Consider the following 24,593-nt stretch of genomic DNA (forward strand, 5'->3'; position numbering starts at 1 on the left):
GAGGCTGCCGGCCAGCGGCCGGCACTACCCTCGGTTACCCGAATTCGAACCCCATCTCCGGCAACGCCGGGCCGACAAAGTCGCCCTGCACGTAATCCACGCCGGCACTGAACAGCAGCGTCATCGAGTTGGCATCGCTGACGAATTCGGCGATGGTGCGGATGCCCGCTTCCTGAGCACGCGCAGTGATCTGGCTGATGCGGTCGATGTTCTCGCGGGTGGCAGCCAGGTCGCTGGTGAAGCCCCGGTCCAGCTTGAGGAACTGCGGCTGGAAGTGGGCCAGCAGCTGGAACGAGTCCAGCCCGGAACCGAACTGCTCCAGGCCGATGCGGCAGCCCAGTGGCGCCACTTCGGCAAGGAATTGCTGTGCACTGCGCAGGTGGGTGAACACCTTCGCTTCCGGTGCATGCAGCCACAGCCGTTCGCCGGGCACGCCCTGTGCCTGCAGTTCGCGGTGCAGGGTGGCGATCATCTGTGGGTCATCGAACGATTCCGGCGTGACCTTCACCAGCACCTGGGTGGCATGACCCGCACGCGCGCGTTCACCCAGCACCGCGATCGCCTGCGAGACTACCCAGCGGTTGATGTCGGCCAGCAGGCCGTGTTCCTCGGCGATGCCCAGGAACGCGGTCGGGCTCAGCAGCTCGCCATTGTTTTCCAGGCGCAGATAGGCTTCGTACAGCTCCAGTGGTTCGCCCTGCAGGTTCAGCACCGGCTGGTAGTGAAGCTGGAAACCGTCGCCGGCCAGCGCCTCGCGGATGCGCGCCACCCAGCGCTGCACACGCTCTTCCTCGACACGGTCGGCGGCAGCGGGGTCGAAGATGCGGCAGGTGTTACCCAGCTCGGCTGCAGCCTGGGTGCATTCGCTGGCGCGCGCCAACACCTGGCCGATGCTGGCGATCTTCTCACCGACCTGTACGCCACCGATGCTGACCGTCACCGTGGCCGAGCGTGCGCCGATGCTGAAGACGTGCGCGGCGTAGGCTTCTCGGATGCGCTCGGCCAGCGCCACGGTCTGTGCGTAGGGTCCGGCCTGCAGCACGGCGAAATTGTGTTCGCCGAAACGGGCCAGTTGCGCGTCCTCGCCAACCACTTCGGCCAGCAGGGCGGCGAGGGCGCCGATCAGGGTATCGGCCGAGGCCAGGCCGATATCCGGCAGCAGGCGCGCGTAGTGGTCCGGCTCGATCAGCAGCAGGCCGAACTGGCCCTCGCTGCGCCCGGCCTGGGCCACCGCGCTTTCCAGCTGCAGCATGAAGGTCGGGCGATTGAGCAGGCCGGTGACCTGGTCGCGCTGGCGCAGGTCCTCGACCTCGCGTGCCAGCTCGGGGTCGAACTCCATGCGGCGGCGGAGCACCACCTGCAGGCAGGACTCGCCTTCGTAGGTGGCCGCCGCAAATTCCATCGTCGCCGGGAACGCACTGCCGTCCTGGTGGCGCGCGTCGAGCTGGTACTGCGGCGGCGGCGCCTCGCCACGGCTGAGGCCCTTCAGCAGCTGCTTGAAGCCCTCCACGTGTTGGGCAGCGACCATGTCCAGCAGCGAAATGCCTTCGATGTCGTCGAATTGCTCGTAGCCGAACATCTCCAGATAGGCGTCGTTGGCGCGGATGTGCATGCCTTCATGCACGTAGGCGATGGGGTCGCGCGAGGAGGCGATCAGCGCGTCGCAGCGGCGCTCGGTCTCGCGCATCTGCGCCTCGATGCGGCGCAGGCCGCGGCGTGCCTGCAGGTCGACCCACTGGTCGCGGACCACGGCGAGCAGGTGCTCGGGGCGCTGGCGCAGGGCGAGGGCACGGATGCCATGGCTGCTGGCCTGCACCAGTTCGTCCTCGTCGATGCGCTCGGCCAGCAGCACCAGCGGGATGTCCTTGCCGCTGGCGGCGATGTGCTGGGCTGCCAGCTGCAACGGAATGCCCTGCGACGGCGAGGCCAGCACCAGGTCGATGGCCTGGCTGGTCAGCACCTGGGCCAGCTCGGCCGCATCCTGCGGGCGCCACGGGCGTACCGCGATGCCGCTGTTGCGCAGGGTGCTGACGATGGCTTCGGCATTCTCGCCGCTGTCATCGACGATCAGCAGGCGGATGGTGATGTCGTTCGCGTTCTGCATGCACTGCTCCCCAATCTGCGAATCTAGATACACGATGCGCGGCGAACCGTCCATGCGCGTACCCCTTGCGCGCATGGAACGGCGAAGTGGTTCACACCACGCCGCCCGCTGCGTGGCCGCTGGCCCAGGCCCATTGGAAGTTGTAGCCGCCCAGCCAGCCGGTCACGTCCAGCACCTCGCCAACGAAGTGCAGGCCGGGGACGCGCTTGGATTCCATCGTTGAGGATGACACTTCGGCGGTGTCCACGCCGCCCAGGGTGACCTCGGCGGTGCGGTAGCCTTCGGTGCCGCTGGCCACCAGCGGGAATGCGCCCAGCAGCTGCGCAGCCTGGCGCAGCACCGGCTCGTCCAGCTGGCGCACGGGGCGGTCGGGCAGCCAGTGCTCGCACAGGCGCTGCGCCAGCCGCTTCGGCAGTACCTCGCCCAGCACCGTGCGCAGCTCGGCGGCGGGGCGGTCGCGCTTCATCTGGCGCAGCCACTCGCCCGCATCCTGGCCCGGCAACAGGTCCAGCTCCAGCGCATCGCCGGGCCGCCAGAACGAAGAGATCTGCAGGATGGCCGGACCGCTCACGCCACGGTGGGTCAGCAGCATGAAGTTCTGGAAGCTCTTGCCGTTGCAGCGCGCCTCGATCGGTAGCGCCACGCCGCTGAGGTCGGCCAACCGTTCCTGGTGCTTGCCGCTGAGGGTCAGCGGCACCAGCCCGGCGCGGGTCGGCAGCACCTGGTGGCCGAACTGGCGGGCCACTTCATAGCCAAAGCCGCTGGCCCCCATGCTGGGAATCGACAGGCCGCCGGTGGCAACCACCAGCGAGGCGCAATGGAACAGCCCGTGCGTGGTGTGCACGCGGAAACCATCGCTGCCGTGCTCGATGCGCTGCACGCTGCAGTCGGTACGGATCTGCACGCCGGCCGCCTGGCATTCGTCCACCAGCATTTTCACGATCTGCTTGGAGGAGACATCGCAGAACAGCTGCCCCAGTTCCTTTTCGTGATACGCGATGCCGTGCTTGTGCACCAACTCGATGAAGTGCCAGGGCGTGTAGCGGGCCAGCGCCGACTTGCAGAAGTGCGGGTTGGCCGACAGGAAGTTGGCCGGGGTGGTGCCGGTGTTGGTGAAGTTGCAGCGGCCACCGCCGGACATCAGGATCTTCTTGCCGACCTTGTTGGCATGGTCGATCACCTGCACCTGGCGGCCGCGCTGGCCAGCCGTGATCGCGGTCATGAGCCCGGCTGCGCCGGCGCCGATGACCACCACGTCACAACGGATCGTGCTCATGCCTTGGCGCGCTTGCGCCAGGTCGGGATCACGTCGAGCTGCATCTGATCGTTGAGCAGCTGCACTTCACCGTCCTGGATCAGCACGCTCCAGCGCATCGCGCGCTGGATCTGCTGGCCCCACAGTTCTACGAAGGCACCGTCGAGGTCGACCACCGAGAGGTTGTCGAAGCGCGCCAGGCCCTTGCCCTGCTTGCCCCACCAGATCTCCGAGGCGTTGCCGCCATAGTTGACCACCTGCACCTGGCGGCTGCGGTTGCTGGCCTTGCGGATGCGCGATTCGTCCGGATGGCCCAGGTCGATCCACTGCAGGATGTCGCCGGTGTAGTCGTGTTCCCACAGATCGGGTTCGTCATCGGTGCTCAGGCCGCGGCCGAACTCCAGGCGGTCGCCGGCGTTCAGTGCGAAGGCGAGCAGGCGCACCATCAGGCGCTCGTCGGTCTCGGACGGATGCTGGGCCAGGGTCAGGTTGTGGGTCGCGTAGTAGCCGCGATCCATGTCGCTGATCTGCAGTTCGGCCTTGCGGATGGTGGCGGTAAGAGCCATGGGGGGTCCGTGGACTAAAGACGACAATGATAGAGGTTTGCTCCGGGGGTGTCCGTGGCTGGGCTGTCTGCATGCCGTCAACGGTGGCACTCTTGAGGTCTTTCCTGTGGCCGGAGTGGACGCCATGAGCCTGCCCAGTCGGTTGCAGCTGCCGCCCGGCCCCTGGGCCACCCTGCTGGATGGCCTGTGTGCACGTTTCCCGCGCATCGCGCCCGCGCAATGGCAGGATCGCTTCGCGCGTGGCCGTGTGCTGGATGCGCAGGGCAGGGCGCTCACTGCGGACATGCCCTGGCAGGTCGGGCGGGAGATCCAGTACTTCCGCGAGGTGGCCGACGAACCGGTGATTCCCTTTGTCGAAACCATCGTCCATCTGGATGCGCACCTGCTGGTGGCCGACAAGCCGCATTTCCTGCCGGTGACACCTGCGGGTGGGCATGTGCGCGAGACGCTGCTGGCGCGGCTGGTCGCCCGCACCGGCAATGCCGATCTGGTACCGCTGCACCGGCTGGATCGGCTGACGGCCGGGCTGGTGCTGTTCTCGACCCAGCGAGCGTCGCGCGATGCTTACCAGCGCCTGTTCCGTGAGCGGCGCATCGAGAAGACTTATGAGGCCCTGGCACCGGCGCTGCCGGGGCTGGCGTTTCCGTTGCAGCGGGACAGCCGGTTGGTGCCGGGCGAGCCGTTCTTCCGCATGTCCGAAGTGCCCGGTGAGCCCAATGCGCGCAGCCGGATCGAGCTGATCGAGGCCGAAGGGCCGATCTGGCGCTACCGGCTGCTGCCGGAGACCGGCCGCAAGCATCAACTGCGCGTGCACATGGCCATGCTGGGGGCGCCGATCATGGGTGACGACCTGTACCCGCAGCTTCGGCAACGTCCGCCGAACGTCGCCGAGGCGCCGCTGCAGCTGCTGGCGCGGGCCCTGGCCTTCGACGACCCATTGAGCGGCGAACGACGGGCGTTCAGCAGCGGCCGCAGCCTGAGCCTTCCGGCTTAGCGCGGCCAGGCGCTCAGCGGGCCGGGCGTCGCGCCAGCCAGCGGTCCAGCTCGGCGGCGAACAGCTGCCGGTCGCGGGGACCCAGGGGCGGCGGTCCGCCGGTCTGGACCCCGGCGCCGCGAAGTTCCTCCATGAAATTGCGCATCGACAGCCGCTCGGCCATGTTGTTCGGGGTGTACAGCTGGCCGCGCGGGTTCAGCGCCACGGCCTTCTTCTCCAGCACCAGCGCGGCCAGCGGGATGTCCTGGGTGACGACCAGGTCTCCGGCGGCGACCCGCTCGACGATGGCGCTGTCGGCCACGTCCAGGCCCTGCGGTACCTGGATCGAGCGCAGCCAGCGCGACGGCGGGGTGCGGATCCACTGGTTGGCGACCAGGGTCAGCTCGATCCCGACCCGTTCGGCGGCCCGGAACAGGATGTCGCGAATGACAGTGGGGCAGGCGTCCGCGTCCACCCAGATGCGGGGAGACGCGTGTTCAGCGGGGATTTCAGCTTCAGTCATTTACCCAGTGTAGGGTAGGAAAAACCTGAATGGGGGCTCGGGGTTAGCCGCGATTGGCTGCCAACCCTTGTCACGCCTAGCGGGTGACGTGTTCCCATGAACGTCGGGACTATCGCTTTTTGCAGAAAACACGCGTATCGTGCGACCCACTGTGTTTGCTAGGGTCACCGTGAATCGTGGCCTGGTGCAGTTGATCTCACGATCCGCTCATCGATCCGCTTTACCAACGCCTGCAACTCAGTCTCGGCCCCGATACCCGGTGGCTGCGATTTTTTTCAACATGTGTTTCAGGAGTTAGTAAAATGTCTGAACGTCAGACCGGCACCGTCAAGTGGTTCAACGACGCCAAGGGCTTCGGCTTCATCACCCCGGAAAGCGGCCCGGACCTGTTCGTGCACTTCCGCGCGATCCAGGGCACCGGCTTCAAGACCCTGCAGGAAGGCCAGAAGGTTACCTTCATCGCCGTCCAGGGTCAGAAGGGTATGCAGGCTGACCAGGTGCAGGCGGTCTAATCCGTCTGCTACCGTTGGGTAGCCAGAACGCCGGAGGCGAGAGCTTCCGGCGTTTTTTTATTGCCCGCTGTTTTTTGTAGAGTCGAGCCACGCTCGACTGTTCTCAAGGACAGTGGAGCAGGGCTCGACTCTACAAAGGGCATGCAGCCGGCGCGGTAGGATGGCGGCCTTCCCAAGGATCGTCCCCATGCGCATCGTTCATCACCTGGAAAACTCCCGTTCCCTGCGCGTGCTGTGGATGCTGGAGGAGTTGGGGCTGGACTACGAACTGCGCCGCTATCCGCGCGATCCGAAGACGCTGCTGGCGCCGCCGGAACTGCGCAACGTGCATCCGCTCGGCAAGTCGCCGGTGCTGCAGGATGGCGAGCTGGTACTGGCCGAGTCCGGGGCGATCCTCGACTATCTCGCTGACCGTTACGACGCGCAGCGCCAGCTGTCGCCGTCACCGATGCCGGCCGACGGCACCGAACGCATCGCGTACCGCTACTGGCTGCACTATGCCGAAGGCTCGGCGATGCCGCCGCTGCTGCTGACCCTGGTGATGGGCCGCATCCGTAATGCGCCCATGCCATTCTTCGCACGCCCGATTGCACGCAGCATTGCCGACAAGGCCGAGCGGGGCTTCGTTGGGCCGCAGCGGCGCCTGCACCTGGACTGGATGGAGCGCCGCCTGGCCGAAAGCCCATGGTTTGCCGGCGAGCGCTTCAGTGCGGCCGACATCCAGATGAGCTTCCCGATCCAGGCTGCTGCCGCGCGCGGTGGCGGTCTCGACGGCAAGCCGGCACTGCGTGGCTTCCTCAAGCGCATCAGCGAGCGGCCTGCTTACCAGCGCGCCGAGGCCCACGGTGGCCATCTGCAGGCGCTCAGCGGCAATTGAGGTCGGCGGCGGTCGCCCCCACCTCCAGAGTCATGGATACCGACAGCCCCCGTTTCGACAACCGCCTGCTGCATGCCCTGCCGGGTGACCCCGAATCCGGCCCGCGTCGCCGTGAAGTGCTGGGCGCGGCCTGGTCGCCGGTGATGCCGACGCCGGTGGTGGCGCCCACGTTGCTGGCGTGGTCGCCTGAGGTTGCCACGATGCTCGGCTTCGATGCTGCCGAGATCGAGAGCGAAGGCTTCGCCGATGTATTCGGCGGCAACGCGCTGTACGCCGGCATGCAGCCATGGGCCGCCAATTACGGTGGCCATCAGTTCGGCCATTGGGCCGGCCAGCTCGGCGATGGGCGTGCGATCTCACTGGGCGAGCTGGTGGCACCCGATGGCCGCCACTGGGAGCTGCAGCTGAAGGGGGCCGGGCCGACGCCTTACTCGCGCGGTGCCGATGGACGGGCAGTGCTGCGCTCGTCGATCCGCGAGTTCCTGTGCAGCGAAGCGATGCACCACCTGGGCGTGCCGACCACGCGCGCGTTGTCGCTGGTCGGCACCGGCGAAGAGGTGGTGCGTGACATGTTCTATGACGGCCACCCGCGTGCCGAGCCTGGCGCCATCGTGTGCCGGGTGTCGCCGTCGTTCCTGCGCTTTGGTTCCTTCGAACTGCCGGCGTCGCGGGGTGAAACCGCCCTGCTGCAGCAGCTGGTCGATGCCTGCATCGCGCGCGACTTCCCCGAGCTTGAAGGGCAGGGCGAGGCCCTGTACGGCGACTGGTTCGCGCAGATCGCGGTGCGCACTGCCGAGATGATCGCGCACTGGATGCGTGTCGGCTTCGTGCACGGCGTGATGAACACCGACAACCTGTCCGTGCTCGGTCTCACACTGGATTACGGCCCCTATGGCTGGGTCGAGGATTTCGATCCGGACTGGACGCCGAACACCACCGACGCCCAGGGGCGCCGCTACCGCTTCGGCACCCAGCCGCAGGTGGCGTACTGGAACCTGAGCCGATTGGCCCAGGCGCTGTCGCCGCTGTTCGCCGATGTCGCACCGCTGCAGGCGGGCCTGGCGGCCTTCCAGTCCACCTTCGTGGCCTGCACGCGTCGCGATGCCGCGGCAAAGCTGGGGCTGGCCGCGGCCGACGATGACGACCTGCAGCTCTACCAGCGCTGGCAGCAGCTGATGCAGGAGGGTGCCATGGACATGACCCTGGCCTGGCGCGCACTGATGCGCATCGACCCGTCGGCAGCGGACGCTACGGTTCTGGACGCGGTGTACTACGACGAGGCGCGGCGACAGGCAGTGCAGGCACCGTTGCAGCACTGGCTGCAGGACTACGCGGAGCGCCTGCGCAGCGATCCGCTGCCGGCCAGCGAACGCGTGGCGAAGATGACGGCGGCCAACCCGCTGTACGTGCTGCGCAACTGGTTGGCGCAGGAAGCGATCGACCGCGCAGAGCAGGGTGACCTCGGCGGTGTGCATGCGCTGCAGGACGTGCTGCGCGACCCATACACCGAACGCCCGGGGCTTGAACACTTCGCCGGCAAGCGCCCGGCGTGGGCCGACAACCGCGCCGGCTGCTCGATGCTGTCCTGCAGTTCCTGAGGGTGGGTTTCGGCAGGGCTGCGCCCTGCACCCGCAGAGGCCAGGTCAACAGCCAGAGCAAAAGCTGGATTCCGTGGTTTGGCGGGGCGGTGTCGGAGTGCGGGGACGCTGCAAGTACGTCCGTGTAGGCTTGGCAGCCGCATCCATGCGGCTGACACCCCGCACTCCGACACCGCCCCACCTCCGACAGATTCCGGCGGCTGTTGGTAGGTGTCGACCTTGGTCGACACGGTAGATCCAGGCCATGCGTGGATGCTCTTCATTCAATTCTCGAAATATTCGATTTCGATGGAGATTCATCCGCGCATGGCGTGGATCCACGACAGATCGCAGGACTCTGTCGAAGGCGGGGTGGGTCCGGTTGCGGGGGCGTGAGCCGCATGGGCCCGAGGCACGCCTCGGGCGGGTTGGGCAGGACGCCCAACCCCGGTCTTGCCGTGTGCGCAGGACAGCGTACACGAGCAAGCGGCGACCGATCTTACATGGGTGAGGGCGCTTTGCTTGCGACGCACTGCTTCGCAAGCGCCCGAACGCACAGCCGCCAGCGGCTGGGCCGGGCCCCGGAGGGGTACTTGCAGCGTCCCCTGCAACCGGACCCACCCCGCCATCCCACAGAATGCACGCTGTTGCTGTTGCCGTGGAGGTTGCCGGCCAGCGGCCGGCACTACCGCAGGTGCCGGGCGCAGCCCGGCCGAACACCCCCAACAGGCAGCCGGCGCCCGGAACGGGTACCCTATGCCGCCATCAGATAGCCAATGTGACATGACCGACGCCATCGTCGCTCCGCAGTGGGCCTCCCGCCTGCGCGACATCGCCGACTTCCCCAAGCCCGGCATCCTGTTCAAGGACATCATGCCGCTGCTCGCCCACGGCGAGGACTTCCGCGGCGCGATCACCGCGATGGCCGACCGTTGGCGCGACCAGAAGCTGGACGCGGTGGTCGGCATCGAATCACGTGGTTTCATCCTCGGCGCCGCGATGGCGCTGGAGCTGGGCGTCGGCTTCGTGCCGGTGCGCAAGCCGGGCAAGCTGCCGGGCCAGGTGCTGCGCGAGGAATACACGCTGGAGTACCGCAGCGACTGCATCGAAGTGCACGCCGACGCGCTGCCGGGCGGTGCCCGTGTCGCGATCATCGATGACGTGCTGGCCACCGGCGGCACGCTGGTCGCTGCGTTGTCGCTGGTGCGCCGCCTGGGTGTTGAAGTGGTCGGCGCCGGTGTGCTGGTCGAGCTCGATGGCCTGGGCGGCCGGGCCCGCTGGGAGGCGGGCTTGCCACTGCACACCGAACTGGTGTTCTGATCGAAGGGTGAATGCCAACCAAGGTTGGCATCTACCAGAGCGAAGAGCCGGGAGCCGGTCGTTGCCAACCGTGGTTGGCAACCCGGCTTCAATCACATCATCCGCACGCGGAAGCGACGGCCCTTGATCTTGCCGGCTTCCAGCCTGGCGACGGCCTTGTTGGCCTGTTCACGCGCGATCGCCACGTAGGAGCGGGTCGGGAAGATCGCGATCTTGCCGATGAACTTGCTCGACAGGCCCGCATCGCCGGTCAGTGCGCCGAGGATGTCGCCCGGGCGCAGCTTGTCGGTCTTGCCGCCGTCAATCCGCAGGGTGCGCATCGCCGCCTGCGGCAACTCGGCCGGGCGCGAGGTCGCCAGTGGCGTCTTCTGCCAGTCCAGTGGCTGACCCAGCTGTGCTTCGATGGCTTCGGCGCGGGTCTTCTCGCGGCCGGCCACCAGGCTGATCGCCAGGCCGCTGGCACCGGCGCGACCGGTACGGCCCACGCGGTGCTGGTAGCTCTCCACGTCGGTCGGCAGTTCGTAGTTGATCACCGCCGCCAGCTCTTCCACGTCCAGTCCGCGCGCGGCGACGTCGCTGGCGACCAGCACGTTGCAGCTGCGGTTGGCCAGCCGCAACAGCACTTCCTCACGGTCGCGCTGCTCCATGTCGCCGTGCAGGGCGAGTGCGGAGAAGCCGAACTGCTGCAGCGAGTTGGCCACTTCGTCCACGTCCTTGCGGGTGTTGCAGAACACCACCGCCGATTCCGGCGCGTACTTCAGCAGCAGGCCGGCCAGCGCCTTCTGGCGATGCGCCGGTTCCACCTCGCAGAACAGGTGGCGGATGGCCGGTGCCTGATCGGCACCTTCCACGGTCACCTCCACCGCGTCGCGCAGCAGGTCACGCGCCATGGCGCGGATGCTGTCGGGGAAGGTGGCGGAGAACAGCAGGCTCTGGCGATCCCTGTGGGTGCGGCCGGCGATCTCGCGGATCGGCTCCTCGAAGCCCATGTCGAGCATGCGGTCGGCCTCGTCCAGCACCAGCGTGCGCACCGCGCCAAGATTCAGCGCGCGCTTTCGTGCCAGCTCCTGCACGCGGCCGGGCGTACCCACCACCACGTGCGGGTCGTGGCCTTCCAGCGAGGCCAGCTGCGGGCCCAGCGGCACGCCGCCTACCAGCAGCAACAGCTTCAGGTTGGGAATGCCGGTGGCCAGCTTGCGGATCTGCTTGCCGACCTGGTCGGCGAGTTCGCGGGTCGGGCACAGGACCAGCGCCTGCACGCGGATCAGGCTGGGGTCGACGGCCTGCAACAGGCCCAGTCCGAAGGCGGCGGTCTTGCCGCTGCCGGTCGGCGCCTGTGCGATCACATCGTGGCCATCGAGGATGGCCGGCAGGCTCTGCGCCTGCACGGGGGTGAGGGTGGTGTAGCCGAGGGCGTCCAGGCCGGGCTGCAGGGCCGGGCTCAGCGGCAGGGTCAAGAAGTCAGTCATGGCGCATTGTACCTGCCTGCGCGGCAGCGCCCGTCCTGGGCCGCCATCCACGCATGGCGTGGATCTACGGGTGGGTGCCGACCGTTGGTCGGCACGCCCTGCTCAGCCCAGCACCGCCAACACACCCTGGTGGATCGCCAGGCCACCGAACAGCAGCCAGGCGAACAGGATCAGCGCCAGCAGCAGTGGCTTCAGGCCGGCCTGGCGCAGCGCCGAGACATGGGTGGTCAGGCCCAGCGCGGCCATCGCCATCGCCAGCAGCACGGTATCCAACTGCACCAGCCCGGCCTGCAGGCTGGCCGGCAGCAGGTGCAGTGAATTGAAACCGGCCACTGCCACGAAACCGAACGCGAACCACGGCACTACGATGCGCGCCTTGCTGCCGTCGGCGCCGGCCTTGCCGCCACGCGCCAGCCACAACGACAACACGACCAGGAACGGCGCCAGCAGCATCACCCGCACCATCTTGGTGATCACCGCAGTATCGGCGGCGGCTTCGCTGACCGCGCGGCCGGCGGCCACCACCTGCGCCACTTCGTGCACCGTCGCACCAGTGAACAGGCCGTACTGCCGCGCGTCCATCGCCAGCCAGCCGTGCGACTGCACCAGCGCATACAGCGCCGGGTACAGGAACATCGCCAGCGTGCCGAACACCACGACAGTAGAAACCGCGACAGTGACCTGCGCAGCGCGGCCACGCACCACCGGTTCGGCGGCCATCACCGCTGCCGCACCGCAGATCGCGCTGCCGGCGCCGATCAGCATTGCCGCCTCGCGTTCCATCTTGAACACACGTACGCCCAGCCAGCAGGCCAGGCCGAAGGTGCTGGCGACCACCAGCACGTCCATCAGCACGCCGCTGACGCCGACATGGCCGATGTCCTGGAAGGTCAGGCGCAGGCCGTACAGCACGATGCCGGCGCGCAGCAGCCAGTGCTTGGAGAAGCCGACACCGGCCGCGCTGCTCGGCGCCAGCCGCGGGTAGAGGGTGTTGCCGACCACGATGCCGGCCACGATGGCGACGGTCAGTGCACTCAGGCCATGCGCCTGCAACCAGGGAAGCTCGGCCAGGTACAGCGATGCCGCCGCGATCAGGCCCACCAGCAGAAGGCCGGGCAGGCGCGGCTGCCAGCGTTGGCGCAGGGCGGGCAGGGACCAGGAGGAGAGAGCGGGGGCGTTCATGGCAGGGGTAGGGCTGTAGTGACGGGGCAAGCGTGCGCCTTCGTCAATGACCTGTAAAACGAATAATATGGGTGAAACCTACCTATCAAGCGGGTAAATGCCATGCGCTTGACCTTGCGCCAGCTGCAAGTCTTCGTCGCAATCGCCGACCACGGCAGCACCACCGCCGCCGGCCAGGCCATCGCGCTCTCGCAGTCGGCCAGCAGCGCCGCCCTGCAGGAACTGGAGGCGCACTTCGGTACGCCGCTGTTCGACCGCATCGGCCGTCGCCTGGCGCTGAACGGGCACGGCCGCGCACTGCTGGAGCCGGCGCGCACCCTGCTGGTCAATGCCGCTGATCTGGAGCGGCAGCTGGCCGCCGGCGGAGACCCGTCGCAAGGGGCACCGCTGCGGTTGGTACTGGCCGCCAGTACCACCATCGGCAACTACCTGCTGCCGCAGCGCATCGCTGAACTGCTGCGGCAGGCGCCGCAGGCCGAAGTCGACCTGCGCATCGACAACAGTGCTGGCGTAGTCGCCGCCGTGCAGCGCCTGGACGTCGACGCCGGCCTGATCGAAGGCCCGTGCCATGAACGCGGTTTGCAGGTCACGGCCTGGCAGCAGGATCCGCTGGTGATCGTCGGCGCCGCCGACGTCCCCCCGCGCTGGTCGCTGGACGAACTGCGCCGTGCCCGCTGGCTGCTGCGCGAACCGGGGTCCGGCACCCGCGAAGCAGTGGAACAGGCGCTGTTGCCGCACCTGCGCGGCTTCGCCCAGACCCTGCAGCTGGGCAATACCGAAGCGATCAAGCAGGCCGCCATCGCCGGTCTCGGCCTGGCCTGCCTTTCCCGCCACGCGCTGGAAGAGCCGCTGGCCCTGGGCCGGCTGCGCGTGCTGGAGACCCCGCTGCCGCCCCTGCAGCGCACCCTGTGGTTGGTACGGCATCCCGGCAAGCAGTGGCTGCCGGGGTTGCAGGCGTTGCTGGGGGACGTGGAGTAGCAGGGATCGGTCTTGCACTGCGCGAATTCCACGAAGGGGTCAGAGCCCTTTGCGCAGCAACGGGATCCGACCCCGACAGATCGACAGGCCTTGCAGCGCTCATCCACGCGTGGCCTGGATCTGCCGTGTCGACCAAGGTCGACACCCACCCGCGCAGAATGCCGTTCCGACAGATCGCGGGAAACTGTCAGAGGCGGGGCGGTGTGGGTCTGCAGGACCGTTGGTGCCGTGGATGGCGCCATCGAGCCCCCAAGGAGGGGTTTACGGCGTGTCCTGCAGACCCGCACCGCCCCGGCATCCCACAGGAAACCAGCTTTTGACGTTGCCGTTGAAGTTGCCGGCCAGCGGCCGGCACTACCGCCGGTGCCGGGTGCAACCCGGCCGACGCCCCCAACCCGTACAATATCCGGATGCCTCTGATTACTCTGCAGAACGTCGACTTCAGCGTCGGCGGCCCGTTGTTGCTGGAAAAGGCCGAACTGTCGATCGAGCCGGGCGAACGCATCGCCTTGATCGGCCGCAACGGCGCCGGCAAATCCACCCTGCTCAAGCTGCTGTCCGGCGATCACAAGCCCGATGACGGGGAAGTCCGCGTGCAGCAGGGCGTGCGCGTCACCCGCCTGGAGCAGGAAGTGCCACATGGCGCCGCCGGCTCGGTGTTCGACGTCGTCGCCGATGGCCTCGGTGAACTGGGCCAGTGGCTGGCCGAATTCCATCACCTGAGCCACGCCGAAGTATTTGATGGCGAAGCACTGGGCAACGTGCAGGCCAAGATCGACGCCGCCAACGGCTGGGGCCTGGATCAGCGCGTCAGCGAAACCCTGACCAAGCTCGACCTGGACGGCGAAGCCGAGTTCGGCCGCCTGTCCGGCGGCATGAAGCGCCGCGTGCTGCTCGCCCGTGCGCTGGTGTCCAGCCCCGACGTGCTGCTGCTGGACGAACCGACCAACCACCTCGATATCGAAGCCATCGACTGGCTCGAAGCGTTCCTGAAGGGTTGGAGCGGCAGCGTGGTGTTCGTTACCCATGACCGCCGCTTCCTGCGTGCACTGGCCACCCGCATCGTCGAGATCGACCGTGGCCAGGTCACCAGCTGGCCGGGCGACTGGGCCAACTACGAGCGTCGCCGAGAGGAGCGCCTCAACGCGCAGGCGCAGGAAAACGCGCGCTTCGACAAGCTGCTGGCGCAGGAAGAAGTCTGGATCCGCCAAGGCATCAAGGCGCGCCGCACCCGCGATGAGGGCCGCGTGCGCCGCCTGAAGGCGATGCGCGTGGAGCGTTCGCAGCGCCGTGATCTCAGCGGCAACGTCAAGATGGAAGCCGCACAGGGCATCAGCTCTGGCAAGAAGGTCATCGACGTCAAGGATATTTCGTTCGCCTTCGGTGAGCGCACCATGGTCCGCGACTTCACCACCACCATCATGCGCGGCGACCGCATCGGCCTGATCGGCCCCAACGGCAGCGGCAAGACGACGCTGCTGAAGCTGCTGCTGGGCGAGCTGCAGCCGGCCAAGGGCGAAGTCAACGCCGGCACCAACCTGCAGATCGCCTATTTCGACCAGTACCGCGCGGTGCTGCGCGAAGACTGGAGCGCGATCGAGAACGTGGCCGAAGGCCGCGATTTCCTCGAGTTCAACGGCAAGCGCAAGCACGTGCATGCCTACCTGCAGGACTTCATGTTCACCCCGGAACGCGCGCGTGCGCCGATCACCCGCCTGTCCGGTGGCGAGCGCAACCGCCTGCTGCTGGCCAAGCTGTTCGCGCAGCCGTCCAATCTGCTGGTGATGGACGAACCGACCAACGACCTGGACGTGGAAACTTTGGAGCTGCTGGAAGAGCTGCTGGGCGAGTACACCGGCACCCTGCTGCTGGTCAGCCATGACCGTGACTTCATCGACAACGTGGTGACCTCCACGCTGGTGATGGAAGGCGACGGCGTGATCGGCGAGTACGTCGGTGGCTACAGCGACTGGCAGCGTTATGCGGCCAGCATCGCGGCGCCTGCCTCGGTCCCCGCAGCCAAGCCGCCGGCCGCCGCCCCGGCCGCTGCCCCCCCGGCTGCCCCCAAGCGCAAGCTGGCCTACAAGGAAGCACGCGAGCTGGAGCAGCTGCCGAAGACCATCGAGAAGCTGGAAGGCGACGTCGAAGGGTTGACCTCGGCGATGAACGACCCGGCGTTCTATACCCGCAGCAGTGCGGAAGTGACCGCGCACACCCAGCAGCTGGCCAAGGTGCAGGCCGAGCTGGATGCCGCGTACGCGCGCTGGGAAGAGCTGGAAGGCTGAGTATCGGTCGGCGCCAAGTGCGCCGATTGATCGGATGAAGAATCAGTAGATCCACGCCATGCGTGGATATGCGGATCTGTGCGGACCAACGGTCCGCACCCACCAATCAACGGTCCGTGCGGACCAGGGTCCGCACCCACCGGGGGCCGGCCGTCATTTGACCCCGTGCAGATCCCGCAACTGGCTCGGCCGGCTACCGAAATACGCGGCCAGATCGGCGATGTCCTGATCGCTCAGGTCCTTCGCCTGCGGCGTCATCAGCGCATGCTGGCGGTCGCCGGCGCGGTAGGCCTGCAGCGCATGCGCCAGATAGTCGCCGTACTGCCCACCCAGCTTCGGATAGGTCGGATCGATCGGCGCATTGCCATCGGCCCCGTGGCAGTCGATGCAGCTCTGGTTGGTGGCCTTGCCCTTCACCTTGGCGCGGGCTTCACCGGCGGCCTCGCGGCCTGCCGGCAGGCCGGCGGAGGACGAAGAGCCGTGTTCGCCGCTGGCATGGCCCGGGTCGGCGGCGGATTTCTCGCTGTTTTCCACCTGCGACTGCGAACAGGCCGCCAGCAGCAGGGCAACGGACAGGGCGATGGCGTGACGCATCGGATGCGCGGCTTTCGACATGGGCGGGCCTTACTTGACGGTGGACAGGTAAACAGAGAGATCGGCGATCTCCTGTTCGCTGAAACTCATCGACTGCGCCTGCATCGTCGGATGCCGGCGCTTGCCCTGGCGGTACTCGGTCAGGGCCTGGGCCAGGTACTGCTGGGTCTGGCCGCCGATCTTCGGCACCCGGTAGCTGGGGTAGGCGTTCTTGTAGCCGGTGATGCCGTGGCACCCCTGGCAGGTGTAGGCCAGGACACGGCCATTGTCGAAGTTGCCGGTGGGCGTGGCAGGCGCCGGCGCGGCGGCAGGCGCCGGGGTGGGTGTGGCAGGAGCGGGAGCGGGCTGTGCGGCGGCCCCAAGGGGCAGGAGGACGGCCAGAGCGAGACAAGCGGCGAGCGGCTGCGGGCGCATGGTGTCGTTTCCGGGGATTCGGGTCTGGTCGTTCCGGCGTGGGGTACGGAACGACCCGAGTATAGCCTCAGGTTTCATCTAGCTGAAATGGGGGCGGGCCGACCAGCGGCGTGAAGACACCATGACCTTTGGGATATGGTGTTGCCGTGAAGTGGTGCATTACTTTGCTACCACACCTGTCCACGCATCCTCCAGGGACCTGACGATGTCGCACCCAACCTTCCTGTCCGGCCGTCGCAGCGGAATCTGCGCTGCCGCACTGCTGATCTCCACCTCCCTGCTGCTGGGCGGTTGCGCCGCAGGGCCCAATTCCGAAGCCAAGGCTGCCGAGACCAAGGAGGAGAAGAAGGTCGACGCAGTCCCGGTCGAAGTGGCGGTGGCCAGCCATCGTGCGGTCGCAGCCAGCTACACCGGCACCGCGGCGCTGGAGCCACGTGCAGAGTCGCAGGTGGTCGCCAAAACCTCCGGCGTGGCCTTGGCGGTGCTGGTCGAGGAAGGGCAGCGGGTCACCGCCGGCCAGCCGCTGGTGCGGCTGGACCCGGACCGCGCGCGCCTGGCCGTGGCGCAGAGCGAAGCGCAGATGCGAAAGCTGGAAAACAACTACCAGCGCGCACAGAAGCTGGTCGGCCAGCAGATGGTCAGCGCTGCCGATGTCGACCAGCTGCGCTACGACCTGGAGAACGTCCGTGCGCAGTACCGCCTGGCCACGCTGGAGCTGTCCTACACCACGGTCGTGGCACCGATCTCGGGTGTGATCGCCTCACGCTCGATCAAGACCGGCAACTTCGTGCAGATCAATACACCGATCTTCCGCATCGTCGACAACTCGCGGCTGGAGGCCACGCTCAACGTTCCCGAACGTGAGCTGGCCACCCTGCGTGCCGGCCAGCCGGTGACGCTGGCGGCCGACGCACTGCCGGGCCAGAGCTTCACCGGCACCGTTGACCGCATCGCGCCGGTGGTGGACTCGGGCAGCGGCACGTTTCGCGTGGTCAGTGCCTTCGATGGCGCCGCCCACGCGCTGCAGCCCGGCATGTTCGGCCGCATCCGCATCGATTACGACCAGCGTGCCGATGCGCTGGTGGTGCCGCGCCTGGCGTTGCTCGATGACGGTGAACCTGCGGTGTTCCGCGTGCGCGAAGGCAAGGTCGCACGCATTCCGGTCAAGCTGGGTTACGCCGAGGGCCCGTGGGTGGAGATCCGTGATGGCCTGGCGGCCGGTGATCAGGTGGTCACCGCCGGCAAGGTCGCCCTGCGCGACGGCACCACGGTGCAGGTGATCGCCGATCCGAAGGCGAAGGCGGTCGCGGCGGCCGCCAAGCCCGCAGACAAGGCCGGGAGCAAGCAATGACTGCCCCGGGCCACGACCACGGTGCCTCGCCGGCGAGCGACGGCGCCGCCGCCGGCATGCGCGGCGGCCTGGTGGAATTCGCCACGCGTCGCCGTGTGACCATCGCCATGTGCACGGTCACGCTGCTGCTGTTCGGCCTGATCGCGCTCGGCAACCTCAAGGTCAACCTGCTGCCCGACCTGAGCTACCCGACGCTGACCGTGCGCACCGAATACACCGGTGCGGCGCCGACCGAAATCGAAACCCTGATCACCCAGCCGGTTGAAGAAGCGGTGGGCGTGGTCAAGAACCTGCGCAAGCTGAAGTCGGTCTCGCGCACCGGCCAGAGCGATGTGGTGCTGGAGTTCGCCTGGGGCACCAACATGGACCAGGCCAGCCTGGAGGTGCGCGACAAGATGGAAGCGCTGAACCTGCCACTGGAGGCCAAGGCCCCGGTGCTGCTGCGCTTCAATCCGTCCACCGAGCCGATCATGCGCCTGGTGCTGTCCAACAAGGTCGCGCCGACCAGCGATGCCGATGCGGTCCGCGAGCTGACCGGCCTGCGCCGCTATGCCGATGAAGACCTGAAGAAGAAGCTGGAGCCGGTCACCGGCGTGGCAGCAGTGAAGGTGGGCGGTGGCCTGGAAGACGAGATCCAGGTCGACATCGACCAGCAGAAGCTGGCGCAGCTGAACCTGCCGATCGACACCGTCATCAAGCGCCTCAAGGACGAGAACATCAACATCTCCGGCGGCCGCCTGGAGGAGGGCTCCCAGCGCTTCCTGGTGCGTACCGTCAACCAGTTCGCTGACCTCGAGGAAATCCGCAACCTGCTGGTGACCACCCAGGCCGCCAATGGCAGCGCAGCCGACTCGGCGTTGCAGCAGATGTTCAACATCGCCGCGTCGACTGGTTCGGCTGCAGCCATCGCCGCCGCGTCGGCGGCACAGAGCGCATCGTCCGGTGGTGGCTCCAGCGTGGTTGCCAATGGCGTGCCGGTACGCCTGAAGGACGTGGCCACGGTGCGGCAGGGCTACAAGGAGCGTGAAGCGATCATCCGCCTGGGCGGCAAGGAATCGGTCGAGCTGGCCATCTACAAGGAAGGCGACGCCAACACCGTGTCCACCGCCGAAGCGCTGCGCAAGCGCCTGGAGCAGATCAAGGGCACGTTCCCGTCCGATGTCGAGTTGACCACCATCGAGGACCAGTCGCGCTTCATCGAGCACGCCATCGCCGACGTCAAGAAGGACGCGGTGATTGGTGGCCTGCTGGCAATCCTGATCATCTTCCTGTTCCTGCGCGATGGCTGGAGCACGTTCGTGATCAGCCTGTCGTTGCCTGTATCGATCATCGCCACGTTCTTCTTCATGGGCCAGCTCGGCCTGAGCCTGAACGTGATGTCGCTGGGCGGCCTGGCCTTGGCCACCGGCCTGGTGGTGGATGACTCGATCGTGGTGCTGGAGAGCATCGCCAAGGCCCGCGAGCGTGGCCTGGGCATCCTGCAGGCGGCCATTGCCGGTACCCGCGAAGTGAGCATGGCGGTGGTTGCCTCAACCCTGACCACCATCGCCGTGTTCCTGCCGCTGGTGTTCGTCGACGGGATTGCCGGACAGCTGTTCCGCGACCAGGCGCTGACCGTGGCGATCGCCATCGCGATCTCGCTGCTGGTGTCGATGACCCTGATCCCGATGCTGAGCTCGCTGAAGGGGCGGCCACCGCTGGCGTTCCCGGAAGAGGCGCCGAACGAAGCGTGGCAGCCGCAGAAGCGCTGGCAGAAGCCGGTCGCGCTGGGCCGCCGTGGCGTGGTTGCCAGCGTGCGCTGGAGCTTCTATGCGCTGGCGTGGCTTGTCGTGCGCGTGTGGCGTGGCGTGGTGGCAGTGGTCGGCCCGGTGATGCGCAAGGCCAGCGACCTGGCGATGAAGCCCTATGCAGGCGCCGAGCGAGGCTACCTGCGCCTGCTGCCGAGTGCGCTGGCGCATCCCGGCAAGGTGCTGGGCGTGGCAGCCATCATCTTCGTGGCGACCATGGCGCTGGTACCGATGCTTGGCGCGGACCTGATTCCGCAGCTGGCGCAGGACCGGTTCGAAATGACGGTGAAGCTGCCGGCCGGCACGCCGCTGAAGCAGACCGATGCGCTGGTGCGCGAGCTGCAGCTGGCGCACGGCAAGGGGGAGGGCGTGGCCTCGCTGTATGGCGTCAGTGGCAGCGGCACCCGGCTGGATGCCAGTCCGACCGAAAGCGGCGAGAACATCGGCAAGCTGACTGTGGTGATGGAAGGCGGTGGCAACGCGCGCACTGAAGCGGCAATCACCGAACGCCTGCGCGGCACCATGAGCCAGCACCCGGGCGCCCAGGTCGACTTCGCGAGGCCGGCGTTGTTCAGCTTCTCCACGCCGTTGGAAATCGAACTGCGCGGGCAGGACATGGCGACCCTGGAAGTGGCCGGCCAGCGCTTGGCGGCGATGCTGCGCGGCAATGCGCACTACGCCGACGTGAAGTCGACGGTGGAAGAGGGCTTCCCGGAAATCCAGATCCGCTTCGACCAGGAGCGCGCGGGTGCGCTGGGCCTGACCACCCGCCAGATCGCCGACGTGGTGGTGAAGAAGGTGCGCGGCGACGTCGCCACCCGCTACAGCTTCCGTGATCGCAAGATCGACGTGCTGGTGCGTGCCCAGGAAGGTGACCGCGCCAGCGTCGAGAGCATCCGCCGGCTGATCGTCAATCCGGGCAGCACCCGCCCGGTCACCCTGGACGCGGTGGCCGACGTGGTCGCCACCACCGGCCCCAGCGAGATCCATCGTGCCGACCAGACCCGGGTGGCGGTGGTATCGGCCAACCTGCGCGACATCGACCTCGGCGCAGCCATGCGCGAAGTGCAGCAGATGGTGGCCGAGCAGCCGCTGGGTGCGGGCGTTGGCCTGCACATCGGTGGCCAGGGCGAGGAGCTGGCGCAGGCGGCGAAGTCGCTGATCTTCGCCTTTGGTTTGGCGATCTTCCTGGTCTACCTGGTGATGGCCTCGCAGTTCGAGTCGCTGCTGCACCCGTTCGTGATCCTGTTCACCATCCCGCTGGCGCTGGTCGGCGCGATCCTGGCGCTGATGCTGACCGGCAAGCCCATCTCGGTGGTGGTGTTCATCGGCTTGATCCTGCTGGTCGGCCTGGTCACCAAGAACGCGATCATCCTGATCGACAAGGTCAACCAGCTGCGCGAAGCCGGCGTGGCCAAGCATGAGGCGCTGGTGGAAGGTGCGCGCTCGCGCCTGCGCCCGATCATCATGACCACGCTATGCACGCTGTTCGGCTTCCTGCCGCTGGCGGTGGCCATGGGCGAGGGCGCCGAAGTGCGTGCACCGATGGCGATCACCGTGATCGGTGGCCTGCTGGTGTCGACGCTGCTGACGCTGCTGGTGATCCCGGTGGTGTACGACCTGATGGATCGTCGCGGCGACGCCTATTACCGTGAGCGCGGCCGCAAGCATGCCGGTGAAGGCCTGCATGGCGACGAGGGCGGCACGGCAGGTGTGGAGGAGCCGGCATGAGCGTTGCCGAGTTCTCCATCCGCCGCCCGGTCACCACCATCATGTGCTTCGTGTCGCTGGTGGTGATCGGCCTGATCGCTTCGTTCCGGCTGCCGTTGGAGGCGCTGCCGGACATCTCCGCGCCGTTCCTGTTCGTGCAGATCCCATACACCGGTTCGACGCCCGAGGAAGTGGAGCGGACCATCATCCGCCCGGTCGAGGAGTCGCTGGCGACGATGACCGGCATCAAGCGCATGCGCTCATCGGCCACCTCCGAGGCGGCGCTGATCTACATCGAGTTCAGCGACTGGGACCGCGACATCGCCATTGCCGCGTCCGACGCGCGCGAGCGTATCGATGCGATCCGCAGCGACCTGCCCGACGACCTGCAGCGCTACAACGTGTTCAAGTGGTCCAGCAGTGACCAGCCGGTACTGAAGGTGCGGCTGGCCAGCACCACCGACCTGACCACTGCCTATGACATGCTCGACCGTGAGTTCAAGCGGCGCATCGAGCGTATTCCCGGTGTGGCCCGCGTCGACATCACCGGTGCACCGCCGAACGAGGTGGAGATCGCCATCGATCCGAACCGGCTCAACGCGCATGGGTTGAGCATCAACGAGCTGAGCGAGCGCCTGCGCACGCTGAACTTCTCGATCTCGGCCGGTCAGATCGACGACAACGGCCAGCGCGTGCGCGTGCAGCCGGTGGGCGAGATCACCGACCTGCAGGAGATGCGCGACCTGGTGATCAACGCCAAGGGCCTGCGCCTGGGCGATATCGCCGACGTGCGCCTGAAGCCGGCGCGGATGAACTACGGGCGCCGCCTGGACGGCAACCCGGCGGTGGGCCTGGACATCTTCAAGGAGCGCAGTGCCAACCTGGTGGACGTCTCGCGTGCGGCGCTGGCCGAAGTCGAGGCGATCCGCGCGCAGCCGTCGATGCGCGACGTGCAGATCAAGGTGATCGACAACCAGGGAAAGGCGGTGACCTCGTCGCTGCTGGAGCTGGCCGAAGCCGGTGCGGTCGGCCTGATCCTGTCGGTGACGGTGCTGTTCTTCTTCCTGCGCCATTGGCCGTCGACGCTGATGGTGACCCTGGCCATTCCGATCTGCTTCACCATCACCCTGGGCTTCATGTACTTCGTCGGGGTGACGCTGAACATCCTGACCATGATGGGCCTGCTGCTGGCCGTGGGCATGCTGGTCGACAACGCCGTGGTGGTGGTGGAGAGCATCTACCAGGAGCGCGAGCGCATGCCGGGGCAGCCACGGCTGGCCTCGATCATCGGCACCCGCAACGTGGCCATCGCGCTCAGCGCCGGTACGCTGTGCCACTGCATCGTGTTCGTGCCGAACCTGTTCGGCGAGACCAACAACATCAGCATCTTCATGGCGCAGATCGCGATCACCATCTCGGTCTCGCTGCTGGCCTCGTGGCTGGTCGCGGTCAGCCTGATTCCGATGCTGTCCGCACGCATGGCCACACCCAAGCTGGTGCACTCGCAGACCGGCCTGATCGCGCGCCTGCAACGGCGCTATGCACAGCTGCTGGACTGGTCACTGCATCACCGCGGTTGGAGCCTGCTCGGCATCCTGCTGGTGGTGCTGGTCAGCCTGGTGCCGATGAAGCTGACCAAGGTCGACATGTTCGGTGGCGAGGGCGGCAAGGACATCTTCATCGGCTACATGTGGAAGGGCGCCTACACCTACCGGCAGATGTCCGAGGAAGTGGCGCGCGTGGAGAGCTGGATCGACCAGAACCGCGAGCGCCTGCACGTGAAGCAGGTGTACTCCTGGTACAGCGAGCAGGAAGGCAGCTCCACGGTGGTCACCCTGGACGAGAAGTACGCCAAGGACATCAAGGCGCTGCAGGAAGAGTTGCGCAAGGGCCTGCCGAAGTCCGCCCGCACCGACTATTTCGTCGGCAACCAGGGCGGCGATGGCGGGGGTGGCGGCAACCAGGGCGTGCAGGTGCAGCTGGTGGGCGATTCCAGCTCGATGCTGCAGGAGATCGGCCAGGAAGTGGTGCCGTTGCTGGCGCAGCGTGCCGAACTGCGGGACGTGCGCATCGACAACGGCGAGAAGGGCGGCGAGCTGAAGGTACGCGTCGACCGTGAGCGTGCCGCAGCGTTCGGTTTCAACGCCGAACAGGTGGCCAGCTTCGTCGGCCTGGCGCTGCGCGGCGCACCGATGCGCGAGTTCCGTCGCGGTGACAATGAAGTGCCGGTGTGGGTGCGCTTTGCCGGCGCCGAGCAGAGCAGCCCGGAAGACCTGGCCGGTTTCAGCGTGCGTACCGGCGATGGCCGCAGCGTGCCGCTGCTGAGCCTGGTCACCGTGGACGTTGGTTCGTCGGCCACCCAGATCGGCCGTACCAATCGTCAGACGACATTGACCATCAAGGCCAACCTGGCCGGGAAGGTCACCGCACCGGACGGGCGCAAGGCGATAGAGGCCGTGCTCAAGCCGATGAACTTCCCGGCCGGCTACGGCTTCACCTTCGATGGCGGCGACTACGGCAACGATGATGAAGCCATGCAGCAGATGGTGTTCAACCTGCTGATCGCGCTGGTGATGATCTACGTGGTGATGGCGGCGGTGTTCGAGTCGCTGCTGTTCCCGGCGGCAATCATGAGTGGCGTGCTGTTCTCGATCTTCGGCGTGTTCTGGCTGTTCTGGATCACCGGCACCTCGTTCGGGATCATGTCCTTCATTGGCATCCTGGTGCTGATGGGCGTGGTGGTGAACAACGGCATCGTGATGATCGAGCACATCAACAACCTGCGGCGCAGCGGCATGGGCCGTACCCAGGCGCTGGTGGAAGGCTCACGCGAACGCCTGCGCCCGATCATGATGACCATGGGCACGGCGATCCTGGCGATGGTGCCGATCTCGCTGACCGACACGCAGATGTTCGGCAATGGCCCGGAGTATTCGCCGATGGCGCGCGCGATTGCCGGCGGCCTGGCGTTCTCGACCGTGGTCAGCCTGCTGTTCCTGCCGACGATCTACGCGGTGCTCGATGACCTGCGCAATGCCGTGACGCGGCTGATCCGTCGCGCGCGTGGAGTGGAGATGGTAGAGCCGGGCGCTGCCCGGCTGTAATGCACGTCAACG

The 24,593-nt window shown here is 67.2% G+C and carries 18 protein-coding genes; 10 read left to right on the forward strand and 8 right to left on the reverse strand.

Annotation, left to right across the window (positions count from 1 at the left end; genetic code table 11):
* Nucleotides 1-34: 34 nt before the first annotated feature.
* From ACM0O9_RS18475 to ACM0O9_RS18485, 3 genes are all read right to left on the reverse strand, one after another.
* Entirely contained in the window at nucleotides 35-2,104 is a 2,070-nt protein-coding gene (locus ACM0O9_RS18475) for an EAL domain-containing response regulator (protein ID WP_005416205.1), read from the reverse strand.
* Nucleotides 2,105-2,195: 91 nt separating this feature from the next.
* On the reverse strand, nucleotides 2,196-3,380 hold the full coding sequence (locus ACM0O9_RS18480; RefSeq protein ID WP_005416206.1) for a BaiN/RdsA family NAD(P)/FAD-dependent oxidoreductase: 1,185 nt from the start codon (nucleotides 3,378-3,380) through the stop codon (nucleotides 2,196-2,198).
* Nucleotides 3,377-3,925 carry a YaeQ family protein gene (locus ACM0O9_RS18485; RefSeq protein WP_005416207.1) on the reverse strand — a complete coding sequence of 183 codons (549 nt, stop codon included), beginning with the start codon at nucleotides 3,923-3,925 and terminating at the stop codon, nucleotides 3,377-3,379. The genes ACM0O9_RS18480 and ACM0O9_RS18485 overlap by 4 nt, the downstream gene beginning before the upstream one ends.
* Before the next feature lie 124 nt (nucleotides 3,926-4,049).
* Here ACM0O9_RS18485 and ACM0O9_RS18490 point away from each other — a divergent pair, with 124 nt between their 5' ends.
* The gene (locus ACM0O9_RS18490; protein ID WP_053500894.1) at nucleotides 4,050-4,919 is read left to right on the forward strand and encodes a pseudouridine synthase; all 870 of its coding nucleotides are present in this window, start codon (nucleotides 4,050-4,052) and stop codon (nucleotides 4,917-4,919) included.
* Between the two features lie 13 nt (nucleotides 4,920-4,932).
* On the opposite strand, the gene ACM0O9_RS18495 is transcribed toward ACM0O9_RS18490, so the two are convergent.
* On the reverse strand, nucleotides 4,933-5,421 hold the full coding sequence (locus ACM0O9_RS18495; RefSeq protein WP_095377738.1) for a YaiI/YqxD family protein: 489 nt from the start codon (nucleotides 5,419-5,421) through the stop codon (nucleotides 4,933-4,935).
* Nucleotides 5,422-5,723: 302 nt separating this feature from the next.
* Between ACM0O9_RS18495 and ACM0O9_RS18500 the strand changes: the two genes are divergently transcribed.
* The 4 genes from ACM0O9_RS18500 (at nucleotide 5,724) to ACM0O9_RS18515 (ending at nucleotide 9,707) form a co-directional block, all read left to right on the forward strand.
* Nucleotides 5,724-5,933, forward strand: coding sequence for a cold-shock protein (locus tag ACM0O9_RS18500; RefSeq protein WP_005416210.1), 210 nt, complete (start codon nucleotides 5,724-5,726; stop codon nucleotides 5,931-5,933).
* 187 nt (nucleotides 5,934-6,120) lie between these two features.
* Nucleotides 6,121-6,810, forward strand: coding sequence for a glutathione S-transferase family protein (locus ACM0O9_RS18505; protein ID WP_005416211.1), 690 nt, complete (start codon nucleotides 6,121-6,123; stop codon nucleotides 6,808-6,810).
* A gap of 32 nt (nucleotides 6,811-6,842) precedes the next feature.
* Nucleotides 6,843-8,408, forward strand: a complete 1,566-nt coding sequence (locus ACM0O9_RS18510; RefSeq protein ID WP_235649960.1) for a protein adenylyltransferase SelO — start codon at nucleotides 6,843-6,845, stop codon at nucleotides 8,406-8,408.
* A gap of 762 nt (nucleotides 8,409-9,170) precedes the next feature.
* On the forward strand, nucleotides 9,171-9,707 hold the full coding sequence (locus ACM0O9_RS18515) for an adenine phosphoribosyltransferase (protein WP_005416213.1): 537 nt from the start codon (nucleotides 9,171-9,173) through the stop codon (nucleotides 9,705-9,707).
* 92 nt (nucleotides 9,708-9,799) lie between these two features.
* On the opposite strand, the gene dbpA is transcribed toward ACM0O9_RS18515, so the two are convergent.
* Entirely contained in the window at nucleotides 9,800-11,176 is a 1,377-nt protein-coding gene (dbpA, locus tag ACM0O9_RS18520) for an ATP-dependent RNA helicase DbpA (protein WP_235649959.1), read from the reverse strand.
* A gap of 102 nt (nucleotides 11,177-11,278) precedes the next feature.
* Nucleotides 11,279-12,358: a YeiH family protein gene (locus ACM0O9_RS18525; protein WP_005416215.1), complete on the reverse strand. Its 1,080-nt coding sequence runs from the start codon at nucleotides 12,356-12,358 to the stop codon at nucleotides 11,279-11,281.
* 102 nt (nucleotides 12,359-12,460) lie between these two features.
* On the opposite strand from ACM0O9_RS18525, the gene ACM0O9_RS18530 reads away from it, so the two are divergent.
* Nucleotides 12,461-13,336, forward strand: coding sequence for a LysR substrate-binding domain-containing protein (locus ACM0O9_RS18530; RefSeq protein WP_262219646.1), 876 nt, complete (start codon nucleotides 12,461-12,463; stop codon nucleotides 13,334-13,336).
* Between the two features lie 410 nt (nucleotides 13,337-13,746).
* Complete coding sequence (locus ACM0O9_RS18535) at nucleotides 13,747-15,621, forward strand: ATP-binding cassette domain-containing protein (RefSeq protein ID WP_095377734.1); 1,875 nt, start codon at nucleotides 13,747-13,749, stop codon at nucleotides 15,619-15,621.
* A gap of 153 nt (nucleotides 15,622-15,774) precedes the next feature.
* Here the strand turns inward: ACM0O9_RS18535 and ACM0O9_RS18540 are convergent, their stop codons facing one another.
* Both ACM0O9_RS18540 and ACM0O9_RS18545 read right to left on the reverse strand, forming a co-directional pair.
* Complete coding sequence (locus ACM0O9_RS18540) at nucleotides 15,775-16,236, reverse strand: c-type cytochrome (RefSeq protein WP_005416218.1); 462 nt, start codon at nucleotides 16,234-16,236, stop codon at nucleotides 15,775-15,777.
* Nucleotides 16,237-16,245: 9 nt separating this feature from the next.
* Nucleotides 16,246-16,629 carry a c-type cytochrome gene (locus tag ACM0O9_RS18545; RefSeq protein WP_005416219.1) on the reverse strand — a complete coding sequence of 128 codons (384 nt, stop codon included), beginning with the start codon at nucleotides 16,627-16,629 and terminating at the stop codon, nucleotides 16,246-16,248.
* Between the two features lie 205 nt (nucleotides 16,630-16,834).
* Between ACM0O9_RS18545 and ACM0O9_RS18550 the strand changes: the two genes are divergently transcribed.
* The 3 genes from ACM0O9_RS18550 to ACM0O9_RS18560 are packed head-to-tail and all read left to right on the forward strand — an operon-like array spanning nucleotide 16,835 to nucleotide 24,581.
* Entirely contained in the window at nucleotides 16,835-17,980 is a 1,146-nt protein-coding gene (locus tag ACM0O9_RS18550) for an efflux RND transporter periplasmic adaptor subunit (RefSeq protein WP_005416220.1), read from the forward strand.
* Nucleotides 17,977-21,498 (forward strand): efflux RND transporter permease subunit, encoded by a 3,522-nt coding sequence (locus tag ACM0O9_RS18555; protein WP_065185172.1) that lies wholly within the window; start codon nucleotides 17,977-17,979, stop codon nucleotides 21,496-21,498. The genes ACM0O9_RS18550 and ACM0O9_RS18555 overlap by 4 nt, the downstream gene beginning before the upstream one ends.
* Nucleotides 21,495-24,581, forward strand: coding sequence for an efflux RND transporter permease subunit (locus ACM0O9_RS18560; RefSeq protein WP_065185171.1), 3,087 nt, complete (start codon nucleotides 21,495-21,497; stop codon nucleotides 24,579-24,581). Before ACM0O9_RS18555 ends, ACM0O9_RS18560 begins: the two co-directional genes overlap by 4 nt.
* The last annotated feature ends 12 nt before the right edge of the window (nucleotides 24,582-24,593 follow it).

The organism is Stenotrophomonas sp. FR012 (genome assembly GCF_047520565.2).
GTDB classification, from domain to species: domain Bacteria; phylum Pseudomonadota; class Gammaproteobacteria; order Xanthomonadales; family Xanthomonadaceae; genus Stenotrophomonas; species Stenotrophomonas sepilia.